This window comes from Streptomyces sp. NPDC054770 (assembly GCF_053611985.1).
Genome location: NZ_JBSHBL010000077.1, coordinates 23,767 through 49,013 on the forward strand (window position 1 = coordinate 23,767; position 25,247 = coordinate 49,013).

The 25,247-nt window shown below is 70.4% G+C and carries 17 protein-coding genes; 11 read left to right on the forward strand and 6 right to left on the reverse strand.

The annotated features are described in order from the left end of the window. Positions 1-57: 57 nt before the first annotated feature. Positions 58-1,716 carry a hypothetical protein gene (locus ACWGKQ_RS41855; protein ID WP_453297280.1) on the forward strand — a complete coding sequence of 553 codons (1,659 nt, stop codon included), beginning with the start codon at positions 58-60 and terminating at the stop codon, positions 1,714-1,716. 79 nt (positions 1,717-1,795) lie between these two features. Here the strand turns inward: ACWGKQ_RS41855 and ACWGKQ_RS41860 are convergent, their stop codons facing one another. Further along, complete coding sequence (locus ACWGKQ_RS41860) at positions 1,796-3,859, reverse strand: SpoIIE family protein phosphatase (protein ID WP_453297281.1); 2,064 nt, start codon at positions 3,857-3,859, stop codon at positions 1,796-1,798. Positions 3,860-4,085: 226 nt separating this feature from the next. Here ACWGKQ_RS41860 and ACWGKQ_RS41865 point away from each other — a divergent pair, with 226 nt between their 5' ends. Continuing rightward, a complete protein-coding gene (locus tag ACWGKQ_RS41865) occupies positions 4,086-6,581 on the forward strand; it encodes a SpoIIE family protein phosphatase (protein WP_453297282.1) in 2,496 nt (831 codons plus the stop codon). Between the two features lie 225 nt (positions 6,582-6,806). Further along, positions 6,807-8,324 (forward strand): hypothetical protein, encoded by a 1,518-nt coding sequence (locus tag ACWGKQ_RS41870; protein ID WP_453297283.1) that lies wholly within the window; start codon positions 6,807-6,809, stop codon positions 8,322-8,324. A 182-nt stretch (positions 8,325-8,506) separates the two neighbouring features. Here the strand turns inward: ACWGKQ_RS41870 and ACWGKQ_RS41875 are convergent, their stop codons facing one another. Then, the gene (locus ACWGKQ_RS41875) at positions 8,507-9,232 is read right to left on the reverse strand and encodes a TetR/AcrR family transcriptional regulator (protein WP_453297295.1); all 726 of its coding nucleotides are present in this window, start codon (positions 9,230-9,232) and stop codon (positions 8,507-8,509) included. A 94-nt stretch (positions 9,233-9,326) separates the two neighbouring features. Between ACWGKQ_RS41875 and ACWGKQ_RS41880 the strand changes: the two genes are divergently transcribed. Further along, positions 9,327-10,451 (forward strand): FAD-dependent oxidoreductase, encoded by a 1,125-nt coding sequence (locus tag ACWGKQ_RS41880; RefSeq protein WP_453297284.1) that lies wholly within the window; start codon positions 9,327-9,329, stop codon positions 10,449-10,451. Here ACWGKQ_RS41880 and ACWGKQ_RS41885 read toward each other — a convergent pair. Next, the gene (locus ACWGKQ_RS41885) at positions 10,342-10,692 is read right to left on the reverse strand and encodes a transposase (protein WP_453297296.1); all 351 of its coding nucleotides are present in this window, start codon (positions 10,690-10,692) and stop codon (positions 10,342-10,344) included. The two genes, ACWGKQ_RS41880 and ACWGKQ_RS41885, sit on opposite strands and share 110 nt — an antisense overlap. Positions 10,693-11,297: 605 nt before the next feature. On the opposite strand from ACWGKQ_RS41885, the gene ACWGKQ_RS41890 reads away from it, so the two are divergent. The 5 genes from ACWGKQ_RS41890 (at position 11,298) to ACWGKQ_RS41910 (ending at position 19,297) form a co-directional block, all read left to right on the forward strand. Continuing rightward, positions 11,298-12,419 carry an FAD-dependent oxidoreductase gene (locus tag ACWGKQ_RS41890; protein WP_453297285.1) on the forward strand — a complete coding sequence of 374 codons (1,122 nt, stop codon included), beginning with the start codon at positions 11,298-11,300 and terminating at the stop codon, positions 12,417-12,419. Positions 12,420-12,552: 133 nt separating this feature from the next. Beyond that, positions 12,553-12,999, forward strand: coding sequence for a hypothetical protein (locus ACWGKQ_RS41895; protein ID WP_453297286.1), 447 nt, complete (start codon positions 12,553-12,555; stop codon positions 12,997-12,999). Positions 13,000-13,461: 462 nt separating this feature from the next. Beyond that, positions 13,462-16,956 (forward strand): nSTAND1 domain-containing NTPase, encoded by a 3,495-nt coding sequence (locus ACWGKQ_RS41900; protein ID WP_453297287.1) that lies wholly within the window; start codon positions 13,462-13,464, stop codon positions 16,954-16,956. 591 nt (positions 16,957-17,547) lie between these two features. Beyond that, positions 17,548-17,679, forward strand: coding sequence for a hypothetical protein (locus ACWGKQ_RS41905; protein ID WP_453297297.1), 132 nt, complete (start codon positions 17,548-17,550; stop codon positions 17,677-17,679). A gap of 10 nt (positions 17,680-17,689) precedes the next feature. Then, the gene (locus tag ACWGKQ_RS41910) at positions 17,690-19,297 is read left to right on the forward strand and encodes a serine/threonine-protein kinase (protein ID WP_453297288.1); all 1,608 of its coding nucleotides are present in this window, start codon (positions 17,690-17,692) and stop codon (positions 19,295-19,297) included. A gap of 6 nt (positions 19,298-19,303) precedes the next feature. Here the strand turns inward: ACWGKQ_RS41910 and ACWGKQ_RS41915 are convergent, their stop codons facing one another. The 3 genes from ACWGKQ_RS41915 to ACWGKQ_RS41925 all read right to left on the reverse strand — a co-directional run bounded on the left by ACWGKQ_RS41915 (position 19,304) and on the right by ACWGKQ_RS41925 (position 21,753). Next, positions 19,304-20,029: a flavin reductase family protein gene (locus tag ACWGKQ_RS41915; RefSeq protein ID WP_453297289.1), complete on the reverse strand. Its 726-nt coding sequence runs from the start codon at positions 20,027-20,029 to the stop codon at positions 19,304-19,306. Positions 20,030-20,082: 53 nt separating this feature from the next. Next, positions 20,083-21,024, reverse strand: a complete 942-nt coding sequence (locus ACWGKQ_RS41920) for a D-2-hydroxyacid dehydrogenase family protein (protein WP_453297290.1) — start codon at positions 21,022-21,024, stop codon at positions 20,083-20,085. A gap of 111 nt (positions 21,025-21,135) precedes the next feature. Further along, a complete protein-coding gene (locus ACWGKQ_RS41925; RefSeq protein ID WP_453297291.1) occupies positions 21,136-21,753 on the reverse strand; it encodes an NADPH-dependent F420 reductase in 618 nt (205 codons plus the stop codon). 280 nt (positions 21,754-22,033) lie between these two features. Between ACWGKQ_RS41925 and ACWGKQ_RS41930 the strand changes: the two genes are divergently transcribed. Then, entirely contained in the window at positions 22,034-23,281 is a 1,248-nt protein-coding gene (locus ACWGKQ_RS41930) for a ThuA domain-containing protein (RefSeq protein ID WP_453297292.1), read from the forward strand. A gap of 407 nt (positions 23,282-23,688) precedes the next feature. Next, the coding region (locus tag ACWGKQ_RS41935; protein WP_453297293.1) for an MFS transporter at positions 23,689-25,247 on the forward strand (1,559 nt) is incomplete at its 3' end.

The following is a 25,247-nucleotide window of genomic DNA, read 5'->3' on the forward strand; positions in this document are numbered from 1 at the left end:
CATGACTTCGGATGAACGGGAATCATCGGTCCGGTCCGCGTCGGTAGGTTCGTCGCCGTGGACTACTACGACCTGGGCAGTCACAGCCGGCGCGTGACGACGTCGTCCCCCGAGGCGCAGACCTGGTTCGACCGGGGCCTGAACTGGACCTACGCCTTCAACCACGAGGAGGCCGTCCGCTGTTTCGAGGCGGCCGGCGCGGCGGACCCGGACTGCGCCATGGCCGACTGGGGCGTGGCCTACGCCCTCGGCCCCAACTACAACAAACCCTGGGAGTTCTTCGACGAGGAGGACCTGACGCGCACCGTGGAGCGCACGCACGCCGCCGTGGAACGCGCCCACGCCAAGGCCGTGCAAGCGACACCCGTCGAACGCGCCCTGATCGAGGCGCTGCGCGCCCGCTACCCGCAGGCCACGGCGCCGGACGCGGCGGCCTGCTCGGTCTGGAACACCGCCTACGCCGACAGCCTGCGGACCGCGTACGAACTGGCGCCCGACGACCTCGACGTCGCGACCCTCTACGCGGACGCGCTGATGAACCTCACCCCCTGGCAGCTCTGGGACATCCGTAGCGGCCGGCCGGCCGACGGGGCCCGCACCGAGGAGGCGCGGACCGTGCTGGAGCGGGCCCTCGCGGCCGAGGCGGGCACCAGACACCCCGGGCTGCTGCACCTCTACATCCACCTGATGGAGATGTCGCCCACGCCCGAGACCGCCCTGCCCGTCGCCGATCTACTGCGCGACCTGGTGCCCGACGCCGGGCATCTCCGGCACATGCCCTCGCACCTGGAGGTCCTCTGCGGCGACTACCGGCGCGTCGTGTCCGACAACGCCGCGGCCGTCGCCGCCGACGAGAAGTACCACGCCCGCGAGGGCGCGATGAACTTCTACACCCTCTACCGCTGCCACAACCTGCACTTCGGCATCTACGGCGCGATGTTCCTGGGCCGCCTCCAGGACGCCCTCGCCATCGCCGCACGGCTCGAAGCCGCCGTACCGGAAGAACTGCTGCGCGTGCAGAGCCCGCCGATGGCCGACTGGCTGGAGGGCTTCCTGGCCATGCGGGTGCATGTGCTGGTCCGTTTCGGCCGCTGGGACGACATCCTGCGGCTGCCGCTGCCCGCCGACCCCCTGCTGTACTGCGTGAGCACCGCGATGCTGCACTACGCGCGCGGGGTCGCACACGCGGCCACCGGCCGGGTCCCCGAAGCCGAGGCCGAGCGTTCCCGCTTCCGGGACGCGGTCGCAGCGGTCCCGGAGACCCGCATGCTGTTCAACAACACCTGCACCGACATCCTGGCGATCGCCTCGGCCATGCTCGACGGCGAACTCGCCTACCGCAGGGGCGACTACGACACGGCCTTCACCGAGCTGCGCCGGTCGGTCGAGCTGGACGACAACCTCCCCTACGACGAACCCTGGGGCTGGATGCAGCCCACCCGGCACGCCTATGGCGCCCTGCTGCTCGAACGCGGCCGGGTCGCCGAGGCCGAGGCGGTCTACCGTGCCGACCTGGGCCTGGACGACACCCTGCCCCGGCCGTTGCAGCACCCGGGGAACGTCTGGGCTCTGCACGGCTTCCACGAGTGCCTCCGGCGGCTCGGCAGGGAGGGCGAGGCGGGGATCGTGGCGCAGCAGCTGAAGCTTGCGGGGGCTGTCGCGGATGTGCCGATCAGGGCGTCTTGCTTCTGTCGGGCGGAGTGTTGCGGTTCGTAGTGAACGCCGCGGTCTGCCGTCGTTCGTCTGCGGCGCCGCTGTGGCTGGTCGCGCAGTTCCCCGCGCCCCTTACGGGGCGCTAAAGCGCCCGCGCTACCAGAAGTGCGACGTCGTCGTGGTCGTCGGGGTGGCGCAGGCCGTGCAGGAGCAGGTCGCAGGTCTCCTCCAGGGGGCGTTGGGGCTCGTCGAGGAAGCCGAGGAGGACGTCGAGGCGGTCGTCGATGGGGTGTCGGCGGGTCTCCACCAGGCCGTCGGTGTACAGCACCAGCAGGTCACCCGCGTCGAGACCGACCGTCGTGGTCTCGAAGGGAACACCGCCGACGCCGAGCGGCGCGGCCGCCGGCAGCTCCAGCAGGGCCGGCGGCCGGCCGGCGTGCACCAGCGCGGGCGGCATGTGGCCCGCGTTGGCCATCTCGCAGCGCCGGGTGTGGGGGTCGTACACCGCGTACAGACAGGTGACGATGTAGTGCTCCAGATCGCAGGTGATCTTGTCCAGATGCCGGAGCACCGCGGCCGGGGGCAGCTCCAGATCCGCGTAGGCGCAGGTGGCGGTGCGCAGCCGGCCCATGGTGGCGGCCGCGTCGATGCCGTTGCCCATCACGTCGCCGACGACCAGTGCGGTCCTGTCCTGCGACAGCGGGATCACGTCGTACCAGTCGCCGCCCACCTCGCTCGTCGCCTGGGCCGGTTCGTAGCGGGAGGCCAGTTCGAGACCGGTGTGCTCGGGCGGGTGCTCGGGCAGGAGGCTGCGCTGGAGGGTGAGGGCGGTGTTGCGGACGCTCTGGAACCAGCGGGCGTTGTCGATGGCCACGGCCGCCCGGCCGGCCAGCTCGCTGGCGAGGACGACGTCGTCCTCGTCGAAGGGGAGCGGATTGCGGGTCCGTTTGAGGTCCAGGACGCCGAGCACCTCACCGTGCGCGATCAGCGGCACCGCGAGATACGAGTGCACGCCCGCCTGCTCCAGCAGGGCGCCGGCCTCCGGGCTGCGGGCGATGCGCGGCAGGTCGTGCCGGCCGACCTGCGGGACCAGCACCGGGCGGCCGGTGTGCACGCACAGGGTGACCAGCCGGTCGCCGTCATAGGCGGCGAGGTCGCCGGGCGGGTCGGCGGCCCGCAGGGCGACCGTGGGATGGGCCGCCTCGAGGGCGAGGGCCCGGAACAGCTCCGGGCCGTTGTCCGGGCGGCGCGAGCGGCGCAGGGCCAGCGCCGCGTCCAGCACGTCGACGGCGACCACGTCCGCGAGCACCGGGGTGGCGATCTCGGCCAGCTCGTGCGCCGTGCGCTCCACCTCCAGCGAGGTGCCCACCCGGGCCGAGGCGTCGGCGATCAGGGCGAGGCGGCGCCGGGCCCGGTCGGCCTCGGCGGCCGCGCGGTGCCGTTCTGTCACGTCGACGACCGAGATCGCCGCGCCCAGCACCCGGCCGCCGGGATCCTCGAGGCGGTAGAACGACAGTGACCAGGCGTGCTCGTGCTCCGGATCGGCGGGCGGCCTGCCCACGTGGTACTGGTCGAGCAGCGGGGTGCCCGTGGTGAGCACCTGGTGCAGTGCCGATTCCACGGTGTCGATGTCGGGCAGCGGCAGCGTCTCCCGCAGATGGCGGCCGATGTGCTCCTCGGCGGGAACGCCGTCGATCCGCTCCAGGGCCGGGTTCACCAGCAGATAGTGCAGGTCGGGGTCGAGCAGGGCCAGGCCGATCGGGGACTGGCTGATCAGCCGCTCGCACAGCGCCAGGTCGGTCTCCAGCCGCTGCAGCAGAGTGTGGTCGGCGACGATTCCCAGGGCGTAGACGTCGCCGAGATCGTCCAGCAGCCGCATGGTGCGGAACTCCATCAGCCGGCTGCTGCCGTCCTTGTGCCGGACCGGGAAGGCGCCGGCCCAGCTGTGCCCGGTCTCCAGCACCTCCATGAAGAGGTCCACCGCAGCTTTCAGATGATCGGGGTGCACGAGCAGTCGCGCCGCGTACGCGCCCAGGGCCTCCTCGGCCGAATAGCCGAAGAGCTCCTCGGCCTGCGGGGTCCAGAACACGATCCGGCCCTGTGAGTCCAGGGCCACCGCGGCCACGCTCAGCACGTCGAGCAGACCGGTCGGACGCGGTCTGCCGGAGCTGTCGGTGTCACCGGACCGCAGGGAACCCGTAGCCATCCCTCAACCACCTCCACCGGCTCGCGGGCCGATGCCGATGCCACGGCCCTTCCATGCTGCCCCGGGCCCGCAGCGCGCCCCAACTCCAGACCGGGTACCCCGGTCCGCGCACGACCTCACCCACCGTGTCCGGCACCGCCTCCATCGGCCCGTTCCGCCGCCCGGGCGGGGCCGTGCGCATCGGGCGGACAAGCAGGAACATTGGGGTACGTACAGGATGTAGCCAATGGATTCTCCGCGAGAAGACCGAGAAGATTTCGACGTGCCGACCACCGTGGGGCCGCACGACCTCCTGGACGCCTCCAGTGACGCCGCGGCGGTGCTGTCGGCCGAGGGTGACGTGATCGGCTGGACCCGTGGCGCCGAGGCGCTGCTCGGCCGTCCGGCCGCCGCGGTGCTGGGCCGCCCCGCGGCGCCGCTGCTCGCCATGCGCGTCGACCCGGCCCGTGCCGCCGGTGTCGCCGAGCGCTGCCGCTCCGGCATGGGCTGGAGCGGGCTCGTCCCGGTGCGGCACCACGACGGCCGCGCCGTCATCGTCGACCTGCGGGTCTCCGCGTCCTTCCGGATCGCCGGCACGGAGTGCTTCCTGCTCTCGGCGCGCGAGCAGCGCCCGCAGTGGACGGTGGGCCAGTCCGTCCTCGACGGCTTCCTCACCCGCTCGCCGATCGGCATGGCCGTGATGGACCTGGAGCTGCGGTACGTCTGGCTGAACGACACCCTGGAGCAGTTCGGCGGTGTCCCGCGCGAGCAGCGCCTGGGGCGCCGGCTGAGCGAACTGCTCCCCGGGTTGCAGGGGAGCACCATCGAGAGCCTGATGCGCAAGGTCCTCGCGACCCGGGAGCCGGTCACCGACTACGAGTACCTCGGCTGGAGCTGGTCCGATCCGCACCGCCAGCGCGCCTACTCGACGTCCTTCTTCCCCCTCGTCGACGCCGACGACTCCGTGACGGGCGTCTGCTACATGGTCTCCGACGTCACCGAACGCTGGAACGCCCGGCAGCTGCTGTCGCTGGTCAACGAGGCCGGCACCCGCGTCGGGACCACTCTCGACGTGCTGCGCACCGCCCAGGAGCTCGCCGACTTCGCCGTTCCCCGCTTCGCCGACTTCGTCATCGTCGACCTCCTGGAGCCGGTCCTGAGCGCCGGGGGACACGGCGCCTGGCTGACCGACGCGGGACCGGCCCCCGCCCGGCCGCTGATGCGGCGCGCCGCCCTGCGGACCGTGCGCGAGGGCAGCCCCGAGGCCGTGGCCCAGATCGGCGACACGGTGGACTTCCTGCCCCCGCCGCACGGCGTCGACCTGCTCATCAGCGGCGAGGCCGTCCTCATCCCCGAACTCGACCCGGAGGACCCCTTGTGGGTCACCCGCCAGCCCGAGCGGACGGCCCGCATCCGGGAGTTCGGACTGCACACCCTCATCTCGGTCCCGATGCGGGCGCGCAACACCACCCTGGGTCTCACCACGTTCGCCCGCTCCGTCAACCCGCTCTCCTTCCAGCCCGACGACGTCCTGCTCGCCCAGGAACTGGTCGCCCGCGCCGCCCTGTGCGTCGACAACGCCCGCCGCTACACCAGGGAGCACACGGCGGCCGTCACCCTCCAGCGCAGCCTGCTGCCCCAATCCCTGACCGGGGGGACGGCCCTGGACGTGGCCTCCTACTACCTGCCGGCGGACGCGACGGACGGTGTCGGCGGCGACTGGTTCGACGTGATCCCGCTGTCCGGCGCCCGGGTCGGCCTGGTCGTCGGCGACGTGGTCGGCCACGGCCTGGCCGCGGCGGCGAGCATGGGCCGGCTGCGCACCGCCGTACAGACCCTCGCCGACATGGAGATGCCCCCCGACGAACTCCTCGCCCACCTCGACGACCTGGTGCTGCGGCTGGGGGAGGAAGGGAACGCCGGCGCGGCGGTGGAGGGCAGCACGGACACGTTCGTCGGGGCGACCTGCCTGTACGCCGTCTACGACCCCGTCACCCGGCGGTGCGCGATGGCCAGGGCCGGACACCCGCCCCCGGTCGTCGTGTCACCCGACGGGCACGCCCACTTCCCCGAGATCCCCGCCGGCCCGCCGCTCGGGCTCGGCGGCATGGCCTTCGAGGCCACCGAGATCGAACTCGCCGAGGGCAGTCTGTTCGGCCTGTACACCGACGGGCTCATCCAAGGCGCCGACCAGGACGTCGAACTGGGCATGGCCCGCCTCCGCTCCGCCCTGGCCAGCCCCGGCAGCGACCTCGACACGCTGTGCACGGCGGCCGTGCAGCAGCTGGTCCCGGTGCCCCAGCCCGACGACATCGCCCTGCTGCTGGCCCGCACCCACGCCCTGGGTGCCGACCACATCGTCTCCTGGGACGTGCCCGTGGATCCGGCCGCCGTCGCCGACGTCCGGGCGAAGGCGGTCCGTCAGGTTGCCGCGTGGGGTTACGACGAACTGGCGACGACCACCGAACTGATCGTCAGCGAACTGGTCACCAACGCCATCCGCTACGCCGAACCGCCCATCCGGCTGAGGCTGTTGCGTGACTCCCGGCTGACCTGCGAGGTCGCCGACGCCAGCAGTACCGCACCCCGGCTGCGGCACGCCCGCAGCACCGACGAGGGCGGCCGCGGCCTCTTCCTGGTGGCCCAGCTGGCCCACCGCTGGGGCGCCCGCTACACCGGAGAGGGCAAGATCATCTGGGCCGAGCAGGAGATCCCTGGGGGGATGACCGGCGCCGTCGGGTGACCGGGGCCGTCCGGACCGCCCTTGGGCCCTGTCGAATTCGCACGTATGGCCGTACGCTGTCAATTCATAAGGATTCGGCAGCAATTGGGGGGAGCCGCCATGTCCGGGGACTCGTACGGTCCGAACCAGGAACTACCGAACCAGGGACCGCCGAGCCACGGCTTCCCGAGCCAGGGTTTCCCGAATCCGGGCCCCTTCGTACCGCCCGCGCCACCCATGCCGCCCATGCCGGCGAGTCCGCCGCCCGCCCCGCCGGACGCCCTGCGCGCCACCGCAGTCGCCCTGCTCAACCTGAGCGGCCTCGGCCTCGGCTATCTGCTCCTGCGAAGATGGATCCCGACGGCCGCGTGTCTGGCGGCCACCGTCGTCCTGCTGCTCGTGGCCCTGCCCGCGGACGCCGACGGCGTATCGGGTACCGCACTCGTCCTCTACGCCGTGTTCCTCCTGCTGGCCGCCGTCCACGGCTGGTTCGCCGGCCTGCGCACCCGCCTGGTGTGGCCGGGACAGCGACCCGTCGCGCTCGTGCTCGGCATCGTCCTGCTGGCCGTCCCGGTGGGCGGCGCGCTCTGGTATGACAGCGCGCAGAACGAAGCCGTCGAACGCGCCCTCCTCGGCCGTCTCGACCGCGCCGACCAGCAGGTGACCGCGGCCGGCCGGCAGGACTTCACCACCGCCAAGTCCGACTACCGGGACGCCCTGGCCGTCTACCGCGACCTCGCCGTCCACCACTCCGGCTCCCGCGCCGCCGCCCAGGTCCCCGACCGCCTGAAGACCTACTACACGACGGTCGCCGCGGCCTACAGCCACCGCGACTACTGCTCGGCCGTCGAACCGCTCAAGTACCTGCGGACGGTGCCCGATTCCATCCCCAAGGACCAGCTCGGCACGCTCGCTCACTGGCCCGACGACCGGCTGGCCACCTCGTTGTACGAGTGCGGGGCGGACGGTCTCACAAGCGGCGGGACCGGCTGGGTCACCCAGTTCGGCGACCTGCTGGGCACCTTCCCCGACTCGGACCAGGCCGCCAAGGTGGTACCCGCCGTGGACACCGCCGAGAAGAAGGCGGCGAAGGCCGTCTCCGGGAGCGATCCCTGCACCGCCGTCAAGGACCTGCACACCCTGAACACCCAGATCCTCCAGCTGTCGAACGGCAGCAGCGCCGGGTCCGACGGCCTGGTCAAGGTCGCGGCCCGGGCCGACAGCAGCGGTGACGCGGGGGAGTACGAGTGCGGCGTCAAGCAGTACAAGGACGGTGACTTCGAGCAGGCGCAGCAGACCATGCAGCAGTTCGTCACCGACAACCCGCACCACAGCAACGTCGCCCGGGCCCGGAAGATAGTCATCGGCGCCGAGGTCGCCCAGACCCTTCCGGCCGCCGGCAAGAAGCTGCCCACCACCTCCTCCGGCGGCGGCATCTCCGTGACCGTCAAGAACGACAGCCCCGACGACATCACCGTCCTGTACACGGGCCCGGTCACCGGCAGCTTCACCCTGAAGGCGTGCGGCAGCTGCAAGGCGTACTCGTTCGCCAGCTCGCTCATCAGCGGCTGGCAGCCGTGCAGCGACAGCGGCAAGAACTACCCGCAGCGCACGATCAGCCTGCCGCCCGGCACCACGTACTTCGTGCACAAGCCGAAGAACGACACCACCGCCACCCCGGGCTCCGACACCGCCAAACTGCGCTACGGCTACATCTACACGGAGTGCGCCTACACGACGCAGACGCTGGGGTCCACTTACTGAGCTTGTTCCCTGCGGTCTGAGGGGGATGCCGATTTCTGGTCTGGGCGCGCGGCCATCCATCATGCTTTGCGGATGTTCCGACGTGCCCGGCAAGCCCGGGAGAACCGGCGCGTGGCGGTCTGGATGAACGACTTCTATCGCGAAGGGCGCCTCGGTGCCATGTGGCCACCGTACGTCGCAGGTCAACCGGATGCGGGCCGCAGGTTGTTCATGAGCAGGCCGAGGGTGAACTCGAAGCGGTCGTGTCCGGTGCCGGAGATCAGCTCGGCGGCGTGGCGTCGGGTCTGCGGGAATTTCTCGGCAGGCAGTGCGGTGAAGCGGTCCAGCAACTCCTCGCGGCTGAGCACCCATTCCTGATCCTGGTGCCGGCGCCGTTGCTGGACCAGCGACTGCTCCATTGCGTAGGCGCTGACGTAGAGGGACAGCGCGTCGCGGGCCCATCCGGCCGCCCGCGGTTCGATGCCGCCCGCGAGCAGGATCGCCAGGATTCCCTCGCCGACCCGCAGCGTTTCCAGGTTGGTCGGCACCGTGGCCAGCGCGGCGCGCGAGACTCCGGGGTATTTCAGGTACAGGTCGCGGATCTGTGTGTACACCGCGAGCAGCTGCTCGCGCCAGGCAGCCGGGTCCGGTTCGGGGAGCACGACCTCGGCGTAGAGCCTCCCGATCAGCAGATCGTCGATGTCGTCCTTGTTCACGATGTGCGCGTACAGCGACGACGGACCGGTGCCGAGCACGGCGGCGACCCGGCGGATGGTCAGCGCGTCATACCCCTCGGTGGCGACGACTTCCAGGGCGGCGTCGGTGATCCGGTCTACGGTGATCGGCTTCTTACGTGGTCCCGACGCGGCGACCTCCCCCGCGGGTTGGGCATGGCGAGCTGCGCGGCGTTGGCTTGGATCGGCGGACATGACGACCACTGTAGCTTGACACGATCTAAGTTCGTTAACTAGAACTTAGATCGTCTGAACGAACTAAGTTCGTGTCGATATCCGGAGGTGTGTCATGCGAGTTTCCGTTGTCGGGGCCGGTCTGGGAGGTCTGGCTCTCGCGCAGGGGCTGCGTGGTGCCGGGATCGAGGCCGACGTGTTCGAACGCGACCCGGGGATCGTCGCACGGTTCCAGGGCTACCGGCTCGTGCTGAACCCGATCGGTTTCCAGGCGGTGCGCGACTGCCTGCCGACGCGCTGGCACCCGCTGCTGGACGAGATCGTCATGGACGCCTCCGCCGAGCAGCTGATCCTGGACCCGCAGCTGAACGAGATCGGCAAGCTCGGCGCGGGCCGGACCGGCATCGTGGTCGACCGGCAGGTGCTGCGACACCTGTTGCTGACCGGCCTCACCGTGCATACGGATGCCGCGCTGACCGGCTACGACGTGCTGGCCGACGGCAAGGTCCAAGCCCGGTTCGCCCGCCGCGACCCGGCCACCGCCGACCTGCTCGTCGGCGCGGACGGCGTCACCTCCATGGTCCGCGGGGTGTTGTCGCCGCAGACCACCCCGACCGACACCGGCGTCCGGTTCGTCATCGGCCGCACCCCGCTGACCGACGAGTTCGCCAGCCTGTCCAAGGCCTACGGCTCGAAGATCACGGGCGACGGTGTCAGCCTGCTGCTCGGCGCGATGCGCTTCCGTACCCCGCCGAAGCGGGCCGCCGAGCAACTGGCCCCCGAAGTCACGCTGCCCGACATCGGCGACTACGTGCGCTGGGCCGTGATCCTGCCGCCGAACGGCTCGCTGGGGGACCTGACCGCGCAGGACGCCGTGCTGTCCAGGATGGAAGGTTGGCACCCGGAGCTGCGTGCGCTGATCGAGCAGGCCGATCCGGACAACAGCACGCTGCTGTCCATCCGGGTGGTCGAGCCCGGTGAGCGCTGGGCGTCCGGCCCGGTAACGCTGCTCGGCGACGCGATCCACGCCACCTCCCCGACCGGCGGCAACGGCGCGAACACCGCGCTGCGCGACGCCGACCTGCTGCGCCGCTGCCTGGTCAAGGCCGACGAAGGCCACCAGGATCTGCTCAGCGCGGTCGACGACTACGAGCGGCAGATGTTCGAGTACGGCGCCGAGGCCGTGCGCAGCAGTCTCGAGAAGCTGCCCGCCTTCGCCCCCCAAGCGAAACTGTCCTGAGGCCGACATTCACCCTGTGCGATCGACCGGACTCGTCGCTGGTGGCGGCATCGGGACGCAACCAATGGGAGACGTCCATGGCCAGGACCAGCCGGCCAGGCGCAGCCCGCGGCAGCGACACAACAGCCAAGGAGCGCCGCAGCCGGCCGATGTCGATGAGGCCCCGGTTCAGGCCGCCGTACACGGTGTCGTGCGCGCGCCGGTGCTCGGGCGCCGGCGCCAACCCGGTCGGCGTCTTCACCGGTCCCTCCGGGCACGGCAGCGCGTCCGCGGGCTCGAACAGCTCGTCGCTCGGCCCGGCCGGACGGTCGTGGAACTCGCCCTGAAAGCGGCACAGTTCGGCGAACGCGTCCCTGCCGGTCCTGTCACACGACGCACTCGTCCCCAACGGCTTTCGATCCGATCATCCGCCCCTAGTACTGCCAGGCTGGTTTCGTGATCTATTCCGTGGGCCCGACGGCGGTCCGTCGTCGGGAGTGGCTGCGTCGGGTTGTTGCCCGTGGCGTCTGCGCCAGATGTACCGGAGCGGGCGAGTGCCACCTTTCCGGGTAGCACCCCGACGACACCCCCGAGCACTGCCGAGCCGGTCGAGGCGGTTGTCGAGGATGGGCCCGGCGGGCGCGGTGCGTCTCAGAGTTGGCGGACCCGGCTACCGCGAGGCCGACTCCGAGCTATAGTCCTGTGGTCGCGAAAAGCGGTGTTCCGCGGGTTCCTCCGCAGGACATCGTTCGTACATCGATGCAGATGGTTCTGATCGTTGAGCGTCTCCTTGCTGAGACCGGGCATCCCGTCCGCTCCCGGCACTGACCATCGTCGGCGAGTGCCGGCGCGACAGAGGAGCGCACTATGCAGAAGACCATCGCCATTGTCGGAGCGGGACTGGGCGGGTTGACGCTCGCCCGGGTGCTTCAGGCTCACGGCGTCGCCGCGACGATCTACGAGGGTGAGGCTTCGGCGACGACCCGTACGCAGGGCGGCCTGCTCGACATCCACGAAGAGACCGGCCAGGTCGCGCTTCGCGCAGCCGGTCTGTACGACGAGTTCCTCACTCTGGTCCGCCCGGGCGAGGACGCCAAGCGTGTGGTCGACCGCCACGGCACGATTCTGTTCGACATGCCTGCGGACCCCGGTTCGGCCCGTCCTGAGGTGGACCGTGGCGAACTCAGGCGCCTGCTCATCGACTCGCTGGCGCCCGGGACGATCAGGTGGGGTCACAAGCTCGCCTCGATCCGGCACCGTGTGGAGGGCGGCTACGACCTCACCTTCGCGGAAGGTTCCGCCACGCGCGCCGACATCGTCATCGGCGCGGACGGTGCCTGGTCGAAGGTGCGTCCGCTGCTCACCCCCGCCAAGCCTCTCTACAGCGGAACCTGCTTCATCGAGATCGCTCTCGCCTCAGGCGGTCAGAACTGTCGGGCGAGCGTGGCCGCGATCGGCAGCGGCACGCTGATGGCGGTCGCACCGGGCAAAGGCATCATCGCCCATCGCTACGCCGACGGGCGCGTGCTCGGATACGTGGCGCTGAACAAGCCCGAGGAGTGGATGAGGTCGATCGACTTCGGCGACCCGTCCGCGGGCCTCCGTCAAGTTGCCGACGAGTTCGATGGCTGGTCGCCGCTGCTCACGGCCTTCGTGACAGAGAGCGATGCGGAACCGTGGCTCCGACTCATCCATGCCCTTCCCGTCGGGCTCAAATGGGACAGGGTGCCCGGCGTGACGCTCGTCGGCGACGCCGCGCATCTGATGTCGCCCTTTGCCGGCGAGGGCGCGAACCTCGCCATGTACGACGGCGCGGACCTGGCGAGCGAGCTGGTTGAGCAACTCGACATCGAGGTCGCGCTCACCGCCTACGAAGAGCGGCTGTTCCTGCGCAGCAGCGACGCCGCCGGCCGCTCGGCGCAGAACCTGGAGATCTTCTTCGGCCGGGAAGCACCGCAGAGCGCAGTCACTCTGTTCGATCACTCCTGATATCTCAGTCCATGCGCTGGCCGGCGACGCGGCGGCCACCCGACGCTATGGGCGTGCCATCGAGGTGTACGAGAATGCGGTCGACTGGCCACATCAGGTCCTGGCTGACGGATACGACCATTACGGCCGGGCGATGCACCTCATCGGCGACCCGGCGGCGGCACCGGCCTTGCGCCACGCCGTCGATCTTTACCGCAAGCACGATGTGCTGTTCAGAGGGCGGTACGACGTCGAACAGTTCATTGAGACCGTGTTCCTGGTCGCGGATACCGCTAAACCGGTCACCGCGGCCGCGGCACCCGAGATACTTTCCATGCTGGGGGACGCCGCCGCCTGGGCCGGACGGCTTCCACGGACGATCCGGTCGCCGCACCCGCTGCTTCCTTCGCCGCAGTACTACATCGACTTGTTCGACATGATGTCGATCCAGAGACGGATGGCCCAGTGGCTTGAGGTGTTGGACGCGCCGCAGCTCGCCGAGTGTCACGACAGACTCGGCGAACTCTATCCTCGCGGCCCAGACGGTCCCCTGTTCTGGTCCAAGATCCAGCAAGCTCTCGATGAGCAGGGCACCCCCTGACATCGGTGCGGCCACCGCGAGGGTCTCCGAAGTGCGGTCGGGCAGCACATCCTCGACCGTCTCGCACGCCATGGCGGGAAGCACCCTGCCGAAGCGATCCCGCATCCGCGGCTTCGTCGTCGAGCACCTGCACCACGAGGATGCGGTGCTGGTCGTGGATGCGCCCGGCACGGCCTGCAGAAGGGCACGGGCACAGTGGGGGTGCAGCGTCAGTGCACAGGCCGTGCCGGGCGCATCGAGTCCACCCGGGTCGCCGTCCACATTGCCCACTCGACTTTGCTCGGACACGCGGCGATGGACCGGGAGCAACGGCGGTCATTCGGGCCTGGCGGTTGTCCGGACCTGGCCGGCGTCCGGGTCCGGGCCGGCGTACGGCCGGATGGCACCTTGACTGCGAGGGACCAGCCGTCCCAGGGCCCGGCGCGCATTGGCCAGTGAAGGACCGGTGCCGTACTTTGCGAGATGGCGAGGCATTCGAGAGCGACGTGGGGATGCGGGGAGGGGTGTCGGCCGGTGGCTCGTCCGGAACGTCCGCTGGATGCGAGTGCCGGACCGGCGCAACGGCTTGCACACGAACTGCGCCGGCTTCGGCGGGAGGCCGGCAGTCCGACCTACCGGGCAATGGCGCAGCATGCCGGCTGCGTGGCCAGTACCCTGTCCCAGGCGGCGGCAGGGGAGCGGCTGCCCACCCTTCCGGTGATGCTCGCCTACGTCCGGGCCTGCGGCGGCGATGCCGCGACGTGGGAGGAACGCTGGCGTGACGCTGCCCGGGAAGCTGCGGTCCGACCGCAGGCCCCGGATGACGCACCTGCACCGTATCGAGGCCTGGCCCGGTATGAACCCGCAGACGAGGCGCTGTTCTTCGGCCGCGACCAACTGTCCGCCGATCTGCTGCGGTTGGCTTCGCGCTGCAGGGTGAGCGCCGTGGTCGGTGCCTCCGGCAGCGGCAAATCCTCACTGCTGCGAGCCGGATTGATCCCGCGACTGCGCAGAGGAGACATAGAGGGCGGCCGACCGGCGGCGGTGCGTATCCTCACACCAGGACCGCACCCGATACGCACATATGCCGCCCAGCTGGTGCCAACTGACGCTGAGGCCGACTCCACCCCTGGTGACACGTGGCTGGTCGTAGACCAGTTCGAGGAGCTGTTCACGCTCTGTTCTGACTCCGGCGAGCGGGAGGAGTTCATCGGCCGACTACTGGCCGCGCGTGATGCCGGCAAACGATTACGAGTGGTGCTCGGGGTACGGGCGGACTTCTTCGGCCGCTGTTCCCAACATCCCGATCTGGCCGCCGCGCTGCGAGCCGGGACGCTGTTGGTCGGCCCCATGGAGCCGGCGGAACTGCGGCAGGCCGTGATTGGACCGGCCCAGCGCGCCGGCCTGGTGGTTCAACGCGCCCTGACCGACCGGCTTCTACGAGAGGTCGCGGCCGAACCGGGCGGTCTGCCGCTGTTGTCGCACGCCCTGCTGGAGACCTGGCGTCGTCGCCACGGCCGGATTCTCACCGAGCAGGCATATGTCGCGGCCGGCGGTCTGCATGGTGGCATCGCCCGCACTGCTGAGGACTGCTACACCAGCTTGCCCCCTGACCAACACGACCTGGTCCGCCGTCTTCTGCTAAGGCTGATCACTCCCGGCGACGGCACCCCAGACACCCGCCGCCCGGTCGACCACGTCGAACTCGATCTCGGCCCGTCGGCCGACACAACGACCGTCATAGAGCGACTGGCTCGCGCGCGGCTGCTCACCCTCGACGGCACCACCGTCGACCTCGCCCATGAGGCTCTGATCACCGCCTGGCCCCGGCTGCACGGGTGGATTGAGGACAGCCGTGACCAAATCCGCAAGCACCGCCACCTCACCGAGGCCGCCTCGGCCTGGCAGGCCCTGGGCCGAGATCCCGGCGCGCTGTATCGCGGCACCCGCCTGGCCGCTGCCGAAGAGACCTTCGCAGCGCCCGCGGCACACAGCAGCCTTACCCCACTGGAGCATGATTTCCTCACCGCCAGCGCCGACGCTCGCGACCGTGAGAACCAGGCGGCCGCCCGCTACACCCGGCGCCTACGCCTCTTCGGTCTCGCGGTGTCGGTCCTGCTCGCCTTTGCCCTGGCCACAGGAGCCATTGCCTGGAAGCAGTACCAGAACAGCGAACAGAAGCGGCTCACCGCCGTCGCCGCCCAGCGGACCGCGCTCTCCCGGCAACTCGCGGCCCAGTCCGCCGGCCTACTGGGCAACAATTCAGATCTCGGCTCGCTGCTCGCCATCCAGGCGTACCGCCTCAGTCCAACCGCCGAGGCCACGGCGAGTCTCTACGCTGCTGCCGCAATGCCTCTGCTTCGTCGCTTCACCGGCCATGTCGGCCAAGTCGAGGCGGTGGCGTTCAGTCCCGACGGCAAGACAGTCGCCACCAGCAGCGCGGACAAACCTGTGCGCTTGTGGGATGTGGCCACCGGCCGTCTTCGCGCCATACTGACGGGCCACAGGGCCAAGGTCTACTCGGTGGCGTTCAGTCCTGACGGCCGTACTCTGGCCTCCGGCAGTTATGACAAAACCGTGCGGTTGTGGGATACGGCCACCGGCCGCCTTCGCGAAACGCTGACCGGCCACAGCGCCAAGGTGCATTCGGTGGTGTTCAGCCCGGACGGCCGCACTCTGGCCACGGGGAGCGCGGACAGGACGGTGCGATTGTGGGATGTCGCCACAGGCCGCCTTCGCAGGACCCTGACCGGCCACAGCGGCAAGGTCTTCTCCGTCGCGTTCAGTCCTGACGGCCGGACCGTGGCGTCAGGGAGCGCGGACAGGACGGTGCGGTTGTGGGACACGGCCACCGGCCGGCACCGCACAACCTTGACGGGCCACTCCGACATGGTCGAGTCGGTGGCGTTCAGTCCTGACGGCCGGACCGTGGCGTCGGGGAGCGCGGACAGGACGGTGCGGTTGTGGGACACGGCCACCGGCCACCACCGTAAAACCCTGACCGGTGACACCGACATGGTCATGGCGCTGGCCTTCAGCCCTGACGGTCGCAGCCTGGCGTCGGGCAGTTGGGACCGCACGGTGCGGTTGTGGGACACGTCGACCTGGCGACTCCGCACCACCTTGACCGGCCACACCGACGGCGTCTCGGCGATCGCGTTCAGCCCCGACAGCCGTACTCTCGCCTCTGGCAGCTACGACGAGACGGTGCGGTTGTGGGACATGTCTGCCGGTCAGCCTCGCAAGACCCTGACCGACCACACCGGAAAGATCCTGTCGGTGGTGTTCAGTCCTGACGGTCGCACTCTGGCCACGGGGAGTACCGACAGGACGGTCCGCCTGTGGGATGCGCGATCCGGTCGTCTTCGTATGACGTTGAGGGGGCACGCTGGTGTGGTCGAGTCGGTGGTGTTCAGTCCTGACGGTCGCATCCTGGCCTCCGGCAGCGACGACAAGACCGTGCGGTTGTGGGACGCTGCCGGCGGCCGGCCTCTTGAAACTCTGACCGGCCACGACGACTACGTCATGGGAGTGGCCTTCAGCCCGGACGGTCGTACCCTGGCGTCGGGCAGTTGGGACCGCACGGTGCGGTTGTGGGACACGTCGACCTGGCGACTCCGCACCACCCTGACCGGCCACACCGACACCATCACGACTGTGGCGTTCAGCCATGACGGTGGCACGCTGGCCTCCAGCGGTTATGACGACACGGTGCGGTTGTGGGACACGTCCACCGGCCAGCCACGCGAAACCCTGACCGGCCACAGCGACAAGGTCGAAGCGCTGGCGTTCAGTCCCGACGGCCACAATCTGGCTTCCGGTAGCGACGACAGAACAGCACGTCTGTGGAACGAGGAATCCCTCACCCCGGCACAAGCAGCAAAGAAGATCTGCCGGACGATCCACCGTGACCTGACAGCCGCTGAGCGGGCGGTATATCTTCCCGGGCAATCAGTCCGCGCAGTGTGCCGCTCCTAGCGCACGAGCCGCTGGACGAACTGGTCGTGGACCGCTCGCGTCCGATCAACCCGACAGCGCACGGTCCTCGAACGGATCGACGGCCGCAGACGGAAGGGCGAAGAAGCCCAGCGCCACGAGGACCACCACTCTCGCCGCGAGCACCAAGGCGCCTGGACAGGACCGGGTTGCGACCGGTCCGGCGATCGCGGCTCCCGGGGCAAATCCCGTGATCTTGGAGCCGGCGCGGTGGTGAGGATCGCCCGCGGAGTCGTTCCAGCGCCTCCCGGCGCCGGGCCGTGAAGAAGGCGGGCGCTCGGGGCCCTTCACCGATCCCAACGATGAGCGCGGCCACGACGGACACGGCTGGCTGATCCGAGATGCTGAGGCGATGCGCACGGCTGCCGCCCTGCTGCGAGAGGCCTTCGCCGCGGAGCACGCCGATGACGCCGCAACCATGCTCAACCGCCTCCTGCACGAACACACCGGATCTAGCCGCCTGACCTCGCACGGCAGAAGCACCCCCCGGCATCGTCACCTCGACCGCGACGACAACACCCCCTGGGAGCACCCGGCAGGATCTGCGCATCACCCAGCTTCGAGCACGTCTTCATTTCGGAGGGCAGCGGCCCTGAACGCCGCTGCTGCTCCCGCGGATGCGCAACCCGCGAACGCGTCGCAGCCCACCGGCACTCCCATTCGACAGAGCAGTCGGGGGGAGAGGCTGTCGGCGGGGCCAACTAAGCTCCCGCGCATGAACGACGAGGGCAGGGGCGACCCCGCGAGACGGGTTGTCGACGGGCGGTTCGAGCTGGTGGCACGGCTCGGTGGTGGCGGCATGGGCATGGTGTGGCGCGCCACCGACCTGGTGCTGCACCGGAGTGTGGCCGTGAAGGAGGTCCGGCCGTCCGACCCCGGGCTCGCCGAGTGGGACCCAGAGGCCGCGCGGCTGCTGCGGGAGCGGGTGCTGCGGGAGGCCCGTGCCCTGGCCCGGGTCGACCATCCGAACGTGGTGACGATCCATCACATCGTCGACGGCGGCCCGGGGACCTACCCGTGGATCGTCATGGAACTCGTCACCGGCGGCTCGCTGGCCGACCGCCTCGCCGCCGGCCCGATGAACCCCGTCGAGGCCGCGCGCATCGGCCGCGAGGTGCTCGCCGCCCTCCGCGCCGCCCACGCGGCGGGCATCGAACACCGCGACGTCAAACCGGCCAACGTCCTGCTGCGCCCCGACGGCCGCCCGGTGCTCACCGACTTCGGCATAGCCGCCGTCCGCGAGGCCACCGCCCTCACCGCCACCGGGTCGGTCATCGGCACTCCCGACTACATGGCGCCGGAGCGCGTCTCCGGCAAGGACGGCGGGCCGGCCGCCGACCTGTGGTCGCTCGCGATGATGCTGTACGTCGCCGTCGAGGGCCACCATCCGCTGCGCCGGGGCACGACCCTCGCCACGCTTGCCGCGGTCCTCGGCGAGGACGTCCCGCCGCCGGTCCGAGCCGGGGTCCTGACGGACGTCCTCACCCGCGTCCTCGTCCGCGACCCGGCGGCCCGCCCCGACGCCGCCGAACTGGAGCGGATGCTGGCCCGGGCCGCCCGGCAGACCGAGTCGCCCACCTCCTTCCCTCTGCAACCCCCGTCGGCGCCACCGCGGGACGCCCCGCCCCAGGACGCCGTACCGCAGGACACGGCGCCCACGTCCCCCGGACCCGCCCCGCGCCGCCGCCGGACCCTGCTCCTCCTGCCCGCGGCCGCGGTGGCCGTCGCCGGTGCCATCGCGTTGACGCAACTGCCGGGCACCGGCAGCCACGACTCCGGGGCCAACGACCCCACCACCGCGCCCGCCACCACATCGCCCTCGGCCGGGAGCACCGCCTCACCCACGGCCGCACGGACGGCCGCCACGACCGACCTGCTGACCCCGCAGGGCATCCGCACCGCCGCCGCGGCCTTCGAGAAGCAGACCGGCCGGGACCGGTTCGGCAAGTTCGCGGTGTATCCCGACTACGTCATCGCCTGGGTGATGGTGAAGGGCAGCGACACCGCGTACGACATGTACACCTACCGCCCCGGCCAGGGCGTGCAGAAGGACATCATCGAGGGCGCCCTGCCCGGCAACGAGACACCAGTCCGCCTGGACGGCTTCGACTGGGACAAGGTCCCCTCGCTGCTGGCCCAGGCCCGGCAGCAGCTCAAGGTGCCCCACCCGACCAGCCGCTACCTGCTGGTGGACCTGCCGGGCAACGCCCTCGGCGACCCCGCCGGGATGTCCGTCTACCTCAGCAACGAGCACACCCAGGGCGGGTACCTTCAGACGGACGCGAAGGGCAAGGTCGTCAGGGTGATGCCGTACGACGGCTGAGCGGGCTCACGTGCCGGGAGCGGCCGTGGAACCGGACGGGGACCACTCCGCGGTGTCGATCGGGGACCAGTTGCCCGGCTTCGCGTCCAGCCGCTCCATCCGGCGCCCGCGCCGGGCCTCCAGCACCTCCTTGTCGAGAGGCGTCGTGAAGACGTTGTCGACCAGGGTGTATTCGGCGGCGAGCCGGCCGACGGCCGGCAGCGCGGCGGTGTCGATGCGGCCGCGCTCCAGGTACAGGTCGTCCCGGACGTGGAACCGTACGACCCTGCCCCACACCACGTGGTCGACCCCGTCGTCGCCGACCGGAATGATCCGGTCGACGACGCACTCGAAGGAGATCGGCGCCTCCTTGACCCGGGGCGCGCTCACCACGACGGACGGTGCCTTCGCCAGGCCGAGCGTCTCGAACTCGTCGACTCCGGGCTCGTACTCGAACGCGGACGCGTGCAGGGCGTCGGCCTGCGGCAGGGTCGCCATGTTGGTGACGAACTGCCCGGTGTCACGGATGTTGAGGTACGTGTCCTTGAGGGTCGTCCCGTCCGCGAGCGGTTGCAGGGTGAGCGAGACCATCGGCGGCCTGCGGCCGACGACCGTGAAGAACGAGACGGGCGCGAGGTTGGCGACGCCCTCCCGGGACACCGTGCTCACCCAGGCGACGGCGCGCGGAACGACGCTGCCGATCAGCAGTTTGTAGGCGTGGGCGGCGTCCAGTTCTGCCGCGTCGATGATCATCGGAGAGACCTCCATCGATTGTGGCGCCGTACCGCCGGCCGGCCCGCCGGCGGTCAGAAGAGGGTCCGCACCGGCGTTCCGGCCTGCCAGGCCGCGATGTCCTCGACCGCGTCCCGGTAGAACACCTCGTACAGGTCCCGGCTGACGTAGCCGATATGGGGGGTCACCACGGCGTTCGGCAGCGAACGCAGCGGGTGACCGGCCGGCAGGGGTTCGCGGTCGAAGACGTCCAGTGCCGCCGAGGCGATCCGCCCCTCGCTCAGTGCCCTGATCAGCGCCGCCTCCTCCACCACGGGCCCGCGTGAGGTGTTCACCAGGATCGCCGTCGGCTTCATGAGGCCCAGTTCGCGGGCACCGACCAGGCCCCGGGTGCGCTCGCTCAGCACCACGTGCACGCTCAGCACGTCGGAGCGCTCGAACAGCTCGTCCCGTGCAACGTAGGTCACTCCCTTCGCCCGCGCATCCGCAGGCGTCAGGTGCTGGCTCCAGGCGATGCATTCCATGCCGAAGGCGCGCCCCACCTCGGTCACCGCGGTGCCCAGCCGGCCGAGGCCGAGCACGCCCAGCGTGGCGCCCCGCAGACTCGTCCCCAGGCCCTGCTGCCAGCCGCCCCGGCGCACCGAGTCGACCTGCTGCGGGATCAGGCGCGCCGCGGAGAGGATGAGCCCCCAGGTGAGTTCGGCCGTCGGGTACGAGAAGTACCCGGTACCACTGACCGTGATCCCCAGCCGGCGCGCGGCGTCCAGGTCGATCGCCGCGTTGACCGGCCCGGTGGTGACCAGCAGCTTCAGGCGCGGCAGCCGGTCCAGGACGGACGCCGGAAAAGGGGTCCGCTCGCGCATGGCCACGACCACCTCGAAGTCGGCGAGCGCGGCCACCACCTCGCCCTCGCTGCCGAAGGCGTCCGAGAAGACCTGCACGTCGACGCCGAGTGAATCCCAGTCCGCCAGGCTCAGCGCCACACCCTGATAGTCGTCCAGGACCGCGATCGTCATCCGCATTCCTCTCGATCCCCGCTCTTGGCTCCGAGGTCCAGGTTGGCACCCCAGTCGTACCGGAGGCATCACGTACGGCACGTGGTCCGCGGCCGGCCTTCGGGCGGCTTGTCAGCCGACATCCTGCAACAGCAGGTGCCTCGCGCTGAGCGGACCGTCCAGCTGCATCAGCCGCCCGCCGTCCCGCAGGCCGCCGAGGTCCAGGGCGGCGAACCCGAACGAGTCCAGCACCTCGGCCACGGCCGCCTTCGCGTCGGCATCGTCACCCGCGTAGAAGGCGACCTGCCGGCCTTCGGCATGCCGGGGATCCGCGGCGATGAACGGGGCGAAGAGGGTGTTGAGGGCCTTCACCACCCGAGCACCGGGAAGGTGCCGGGCGACCCACTCGCTGCCCGTGAGGTCACCGACGTCGTACCGGCCCCGCCAGGGGTCGGCCGCGGCGAACTGGTTGGTCGTGTCGACGACCGTCTTCCCGGTCCAGTCGGTGAGACCGGTCAGTTCCGGTACCGCGAAGAACGGTACCGCGAGAAACACCAGATCCTGCCGTGCGGCCTCCGCGGCCGCCCCTGCCCGGGCTGTCGGCCCCAGCTCGCTCACCACCGCCCGGAGGGAGTCCGGGCCCCGGCTGTTGCCGATGACCACCCCGAAACCGTGCCGGACGGCCTGACCGGCGACCGCCCGGCCCACCTCGCCCGCGCCGAGTACACCGATCGTGCTGTGCCTGCCCATGCTGCGCTCCCTCCGTCGTGTCCGACCGGCTGTCCCGGCGTCCAGGAGGACTTTGCTGTTCTTCTCGAGGTACACCGCAGGGCCCGCCGTACGGCGTCCTCCTCGTACCAGGGTGCCGCCTCCTCGGTGCGGTTGTCGCCGCGCGGCAGGTGGAACGGGACGGTGAGGCGGTCCCACAGGGCCTACTTGGTCTGCACCATTGACATGTACGCGTAGCGGGGCCTTCAATGCGGCTCAGCCGGATATGTATCCGGCGGTCACGTATGAGGAAGGCCGCCGCATGATCACCCCCCACCCGCACCTCACCTGGCCCCGCACCCTGTTAAGACTGTTCGCCCTGGTCGCCGTCGTGCTCGGCATCCAGGCCGGCCCCGCCCACGGCAACGCCCACGCCGCCACCCCCGTCAATGTGATCGCCTTCTACGACGGCACGTACGACGCGGCACACATCAGCTTCGACCACGAGGCCAACACCTGGTTCCCGCAGGCCGGCGCGCAGAACGGCTTCACGTACACCGCGACCACGGACTGGAGCCGGCTCAACGCCTCGACCCTGGCCAACTACCAGGTCGTCATGTTCCTGGACAACTATCCCCACACCGCGTCGCAGCAGACCGCCTTCCAGAACTACATGGCGGGCGGCGGCGGTTTCATCGGCTTCCACGTCTCGGCGTACAACGACGACACCAGCGACTGGCCCTGGTACCACAACACCTTCCTCGGCACCGGCACCTTCAAGAGCAACTCCTGGGGGCCGACCCAGGAAACCCTGCAGATCGACGACCCCTCGCACCCGGCGACCGCGAACCTGCCGTCCACCATCACGTCCTCGGTCAGCGAGTGGTACAGCTGGCAGAACGACCTGCGGCAGAACCCGGCCATCGACATCCTCGCCTCGATGGCCCCGTCCACCTTCCCGGTCGGCACCGACCCCAACCAGACCTGGTACAGCGGCTACTACCCGATCGTCTGGTCCAACCGCAACTACAAGATGGTCTACAACAACTTCGGCCACAACGCGATGGACTACGCGACCAACACCACCCTGTCGTCGACGTTCGCGAGCGCCCAGCAGAACCAGCTCCTGCTGCAGGAGATCAAGTGGGCGTCCGGGCAGTCCGGTCCGGTCACCCCGCCCACGAACGCCACCGGCCCGATCCACGGGTACGGCGGCAAGTGCGTGGACGTCGCGGGCGCGAGCAGCACCAACGGCACCGCCGTACAGCTCTACGACTGCAACGGCACCACCGCCCAGAACTGGACGGTCGGCAGCGCCGGAACCCTGGGCGCCCTCGGCAAGTGCATGGACGTGACCGGGGCCGGCACCGCCGACGGCACCAAGGTGCAGCTGTACGACTGCAACGGCACGGCATCGCAGGTCTGGCAGTCCGGCGCGAACGGCTCCCTGGTCAACCCGCAGTCGGGCAAGTGCCTCGACGCCACCGGACCGAGCTCGGCCAACGGCACCAGGCTGCAGATCTGGTCCTGCTCGGGAGCCGCCAACCAGAGCTGGACACTCCCGTCCTGAACCACCCGGCACTCACCTGAGACGCGGGCATGCCGCCACGCAGCACACGGCCTTGGCGCGGCTCGGGTTTTTGCGTGTGTCGGATTTTCCGCGTTTACGGTGATCGGGGGCGGCGAGACCGTAGTTAACCGTATGTTGGAGGGCCAAGGGCATCTCCGCAGGCCGCAGGTCGGTATACGGTCCGAACGCCTGCCCCGACAGCAGTGCCTCACGTCAATGGAGATTCCGGTCGAACCCGCCGCGCAGGCGCCGCGCGGACGGCAGCCGGGACCGCCATGGCGCGGCTCCCGCTGTCGGTCCGGGCGGCAGAGCCGCGGTGCACCCGTCGATCGGGAGTCGACAGGTCACCCCAGCGCCGCCCAGATACGTCGCCCTGTCACTCCACTGCTCCGAGGTGCCCTGTGGCCATGCCTTCTCCTGCCTCGTCCCCGTCCGCGCCGCCCGACACCGGCAGCCGGCACATCACGGCCACCATCGTGCTGGCCTGCCTCGGGGTGTTCGTCTCCTACCTGCCGGTCGTGGGGGTCTCCGTCGCGCTCCCCGTCATGCAGCAGGCACTCGACGCCTCCACCGAGGGCCTGCAGTGGATCACCGACGCCTTCATCCTGCCGACCGCGGCACTCCTGCTGACCTGCGGCATGGTGGGTGACCTCTACGGCCGCAAGAAGACGTATCTGGCCGGACTCGCGCTGTTCTGCCTCGGCTGCGTGGTCTGCCTGACCGCCGGCAGCGTCGTACAGGTCTGTGTGGGCCAGGCCCTCACCGGCGTCGGCACCGCCGCGCTGCTGCCGTCCACGCTCGCCCTGATCGGCCATGTCATCCCCGACCCCCGCAAACGCGCCCGCGCGATAGCCCTGTGGACAGCCGCCCTCGGCCTCGGACTGACCCTCGGCCCGGTGGTCAACGGCGTGATCGTGGCGCACTCGAGCTGGCGCTGGATCTTCCTGCCCTCGCTCGTCCTCGCCGTGGTCACGGCAGTGATCGGCGCCGTCGTCCTGACCGACTCCCGCGCGGAGCGCGAACGGCACTTTGACGTCCCCGGCCAGCTCCTGGCCGTCGTCGCCATCACCGGACTGGTCTACGGCGTCATCGAGGGCGGCAGCGCCGGCTGGTCGTCCGTCCAGGTCGTGATCGCCTTCGTGGCCGCCGCCCTCGGCGCCGTCGGGTTCGTCCTCGTGGAACTCCGCTCCGCCTGCCCGATGCTGGACATGCGCCTGTTCAAGTCGTCGGCGTTCTCCGGAGCGGCGCTCGTCATGGCCGTCACGCTGTTCGCCCAGGTCGGCCTGGTCTTCGCACTGAGCGAGTACTTCGGGCTGGTCCACCACGCCTCGACCCTGGACATCGGCATCCGTCTCATCGCCATCAACGGCTTCACGGTGGTGCTCGGCCCGCTGGTCGGGCGGCTGATGAACCGGGCCACGCCCGGCCTGCTCCTGGTCACCGGTCTGGTGATCGGCGGGATCGGGGCGCTCCTGATGAACGCCTTCCAGGCCGGCACCGGCACCGGCGAGGCCGCCCTGGTCATCGGAGTGTTCGGCATCGGCATCGCGCTCGCCATGGCGCCGATCACCACCATCGCCATGAACGCCCTGCCGCACCGGCTCGGGGGGACCGCCGCCGCGGCCAACAGTGCGCTCCGCCAGATCGGCAGCGCCCTCGGCCCCGCCGTCTTCGGTGTCATCCTCACCCACCGCACCCTGGCCACGCTGCCCGGACACCTCGCCTCGTCCGGACTGAGCCCCGCCGACCAGGGCCAGGTGAACGGCCTGGTGTCCGGCGTCGGCATCCAGGCCGGCGCCTTCCTGCACCTGAAGACCCCGGCGAGCACCGGACAGGCGCAGGCCGCCTACGGCGCGAGTTTCACCGACGCGCTGCACACCTGCGCCCTCGTCGGCGGAATCGGGATGCTGGTGGCCGCGGTGATCGCCGTGGCGCTGATCGGGATCCGCCCGGCCCGGGCCGCGCA

What these genes read in the sequence shown, in the direction of transcription:
- ACWGKQ_RS41860 (WP_453297281.1), bottom strand. Translation starts at nt 3,859, where the DNA reads ATGGCTACGGGTTCCCTGCGGTCCGGTGACACCGACAGCTCCGGCAGA.
- ACWGKQ_RS41865 (WP_453297282.1), top strand. Translation starts at nt 4,086, where the DNA reads ATGGATTCTCCGCGAGAAGACCGAGAAGATTTCGACGTGCCGACCACC.
- ACWGKQ_RS41870 (WP_453297283.1), top strand. Translation starts at nt 6,807, where the DNA reads ATGCCGGCGAGTCCGCCGCCCGCCCCGCCGGACGCCCTGCGCGCCACC.
- ACWGKQ_RS41875 (WP_453297295.1), bottom strand. Translation starts at nt 9,232, where the DNA reads ATGTCCGCCGATCCAAGCCAACGCCGCGCAGCTCGCCATGCCCAACCC.
- ACWGKQ_RS41880 (WP_453297284.1), top strand. Translation starts at nt 9,327, where the DNA reads ATGCGAGTTTCCGTTGTCGGGGCCGGTCTGGGAGGTCTGGCTCTCGCG.
- ACWGKQ_RS41890 (WP_453297285.1), top strand. Translation starts at nt 11,298, where the DNA reads ATGCAGAAGACCATCGCCATTGTCGGAGCGGGACTGGGCGGGTTGACG.
- ACWGKQ_RS41895 (WP_453297286.1), top strand. Translation starts at nt 12,553, where the DNA reads ATGCACCTCATCGGCGACCCGGCGGCGGCACCGGCCTTGCGCCACGCC.
- ACWGKQ_RS41900 (WP_453297287.1), top strand. Translation starts at nt 13,462, where the DNA reads ATGGCGAGGCATTCGAGAGCGACGTGGGGATGCGGGGAGGGGTGTCGG.
- ACWGKQ_RS41910 (WP_453297288.1), top strand. Translation starts at nt 17,690, where the DNA reads ATGAACGACGAGGGCAGGGGCGACCCCGCGAGACGGGTTGTCGACGGG.
- ACWGKQ_RS41915 (WP_453297289.1), bottom strand. Translation starts at nt 20,029, where the DNA reads ATGATCATCGACGCGGCAGAACTGGACGCCGCCCACGCCTACAAACTG.
- ACWGKQ_RS41920 (WP_453297290.1), bottom strand. Translation starts at nt 21,024, where the DNA reads ATGACGATCGCGGTCCTGGACGACTATCAGGGTGTGGCGCTGAGCCTG.
- ACWGKQ_RS41925 (WP_453297291.1), bottom strand. Translation starts at nt 21,753, where the DNA reads ATGGGCAGGCACAGCACGATCGGTGTACTCGGCGCGGGCGAGGTGGGC.
- ACWGKQ_RS41930 (WP_453297292.1), top strand. Translation starts at nt 22,034, where the DNA reads ATGATCACCCCCCACCCGCACCTCACCTGGCCCCGCACCCTGTTAAGA.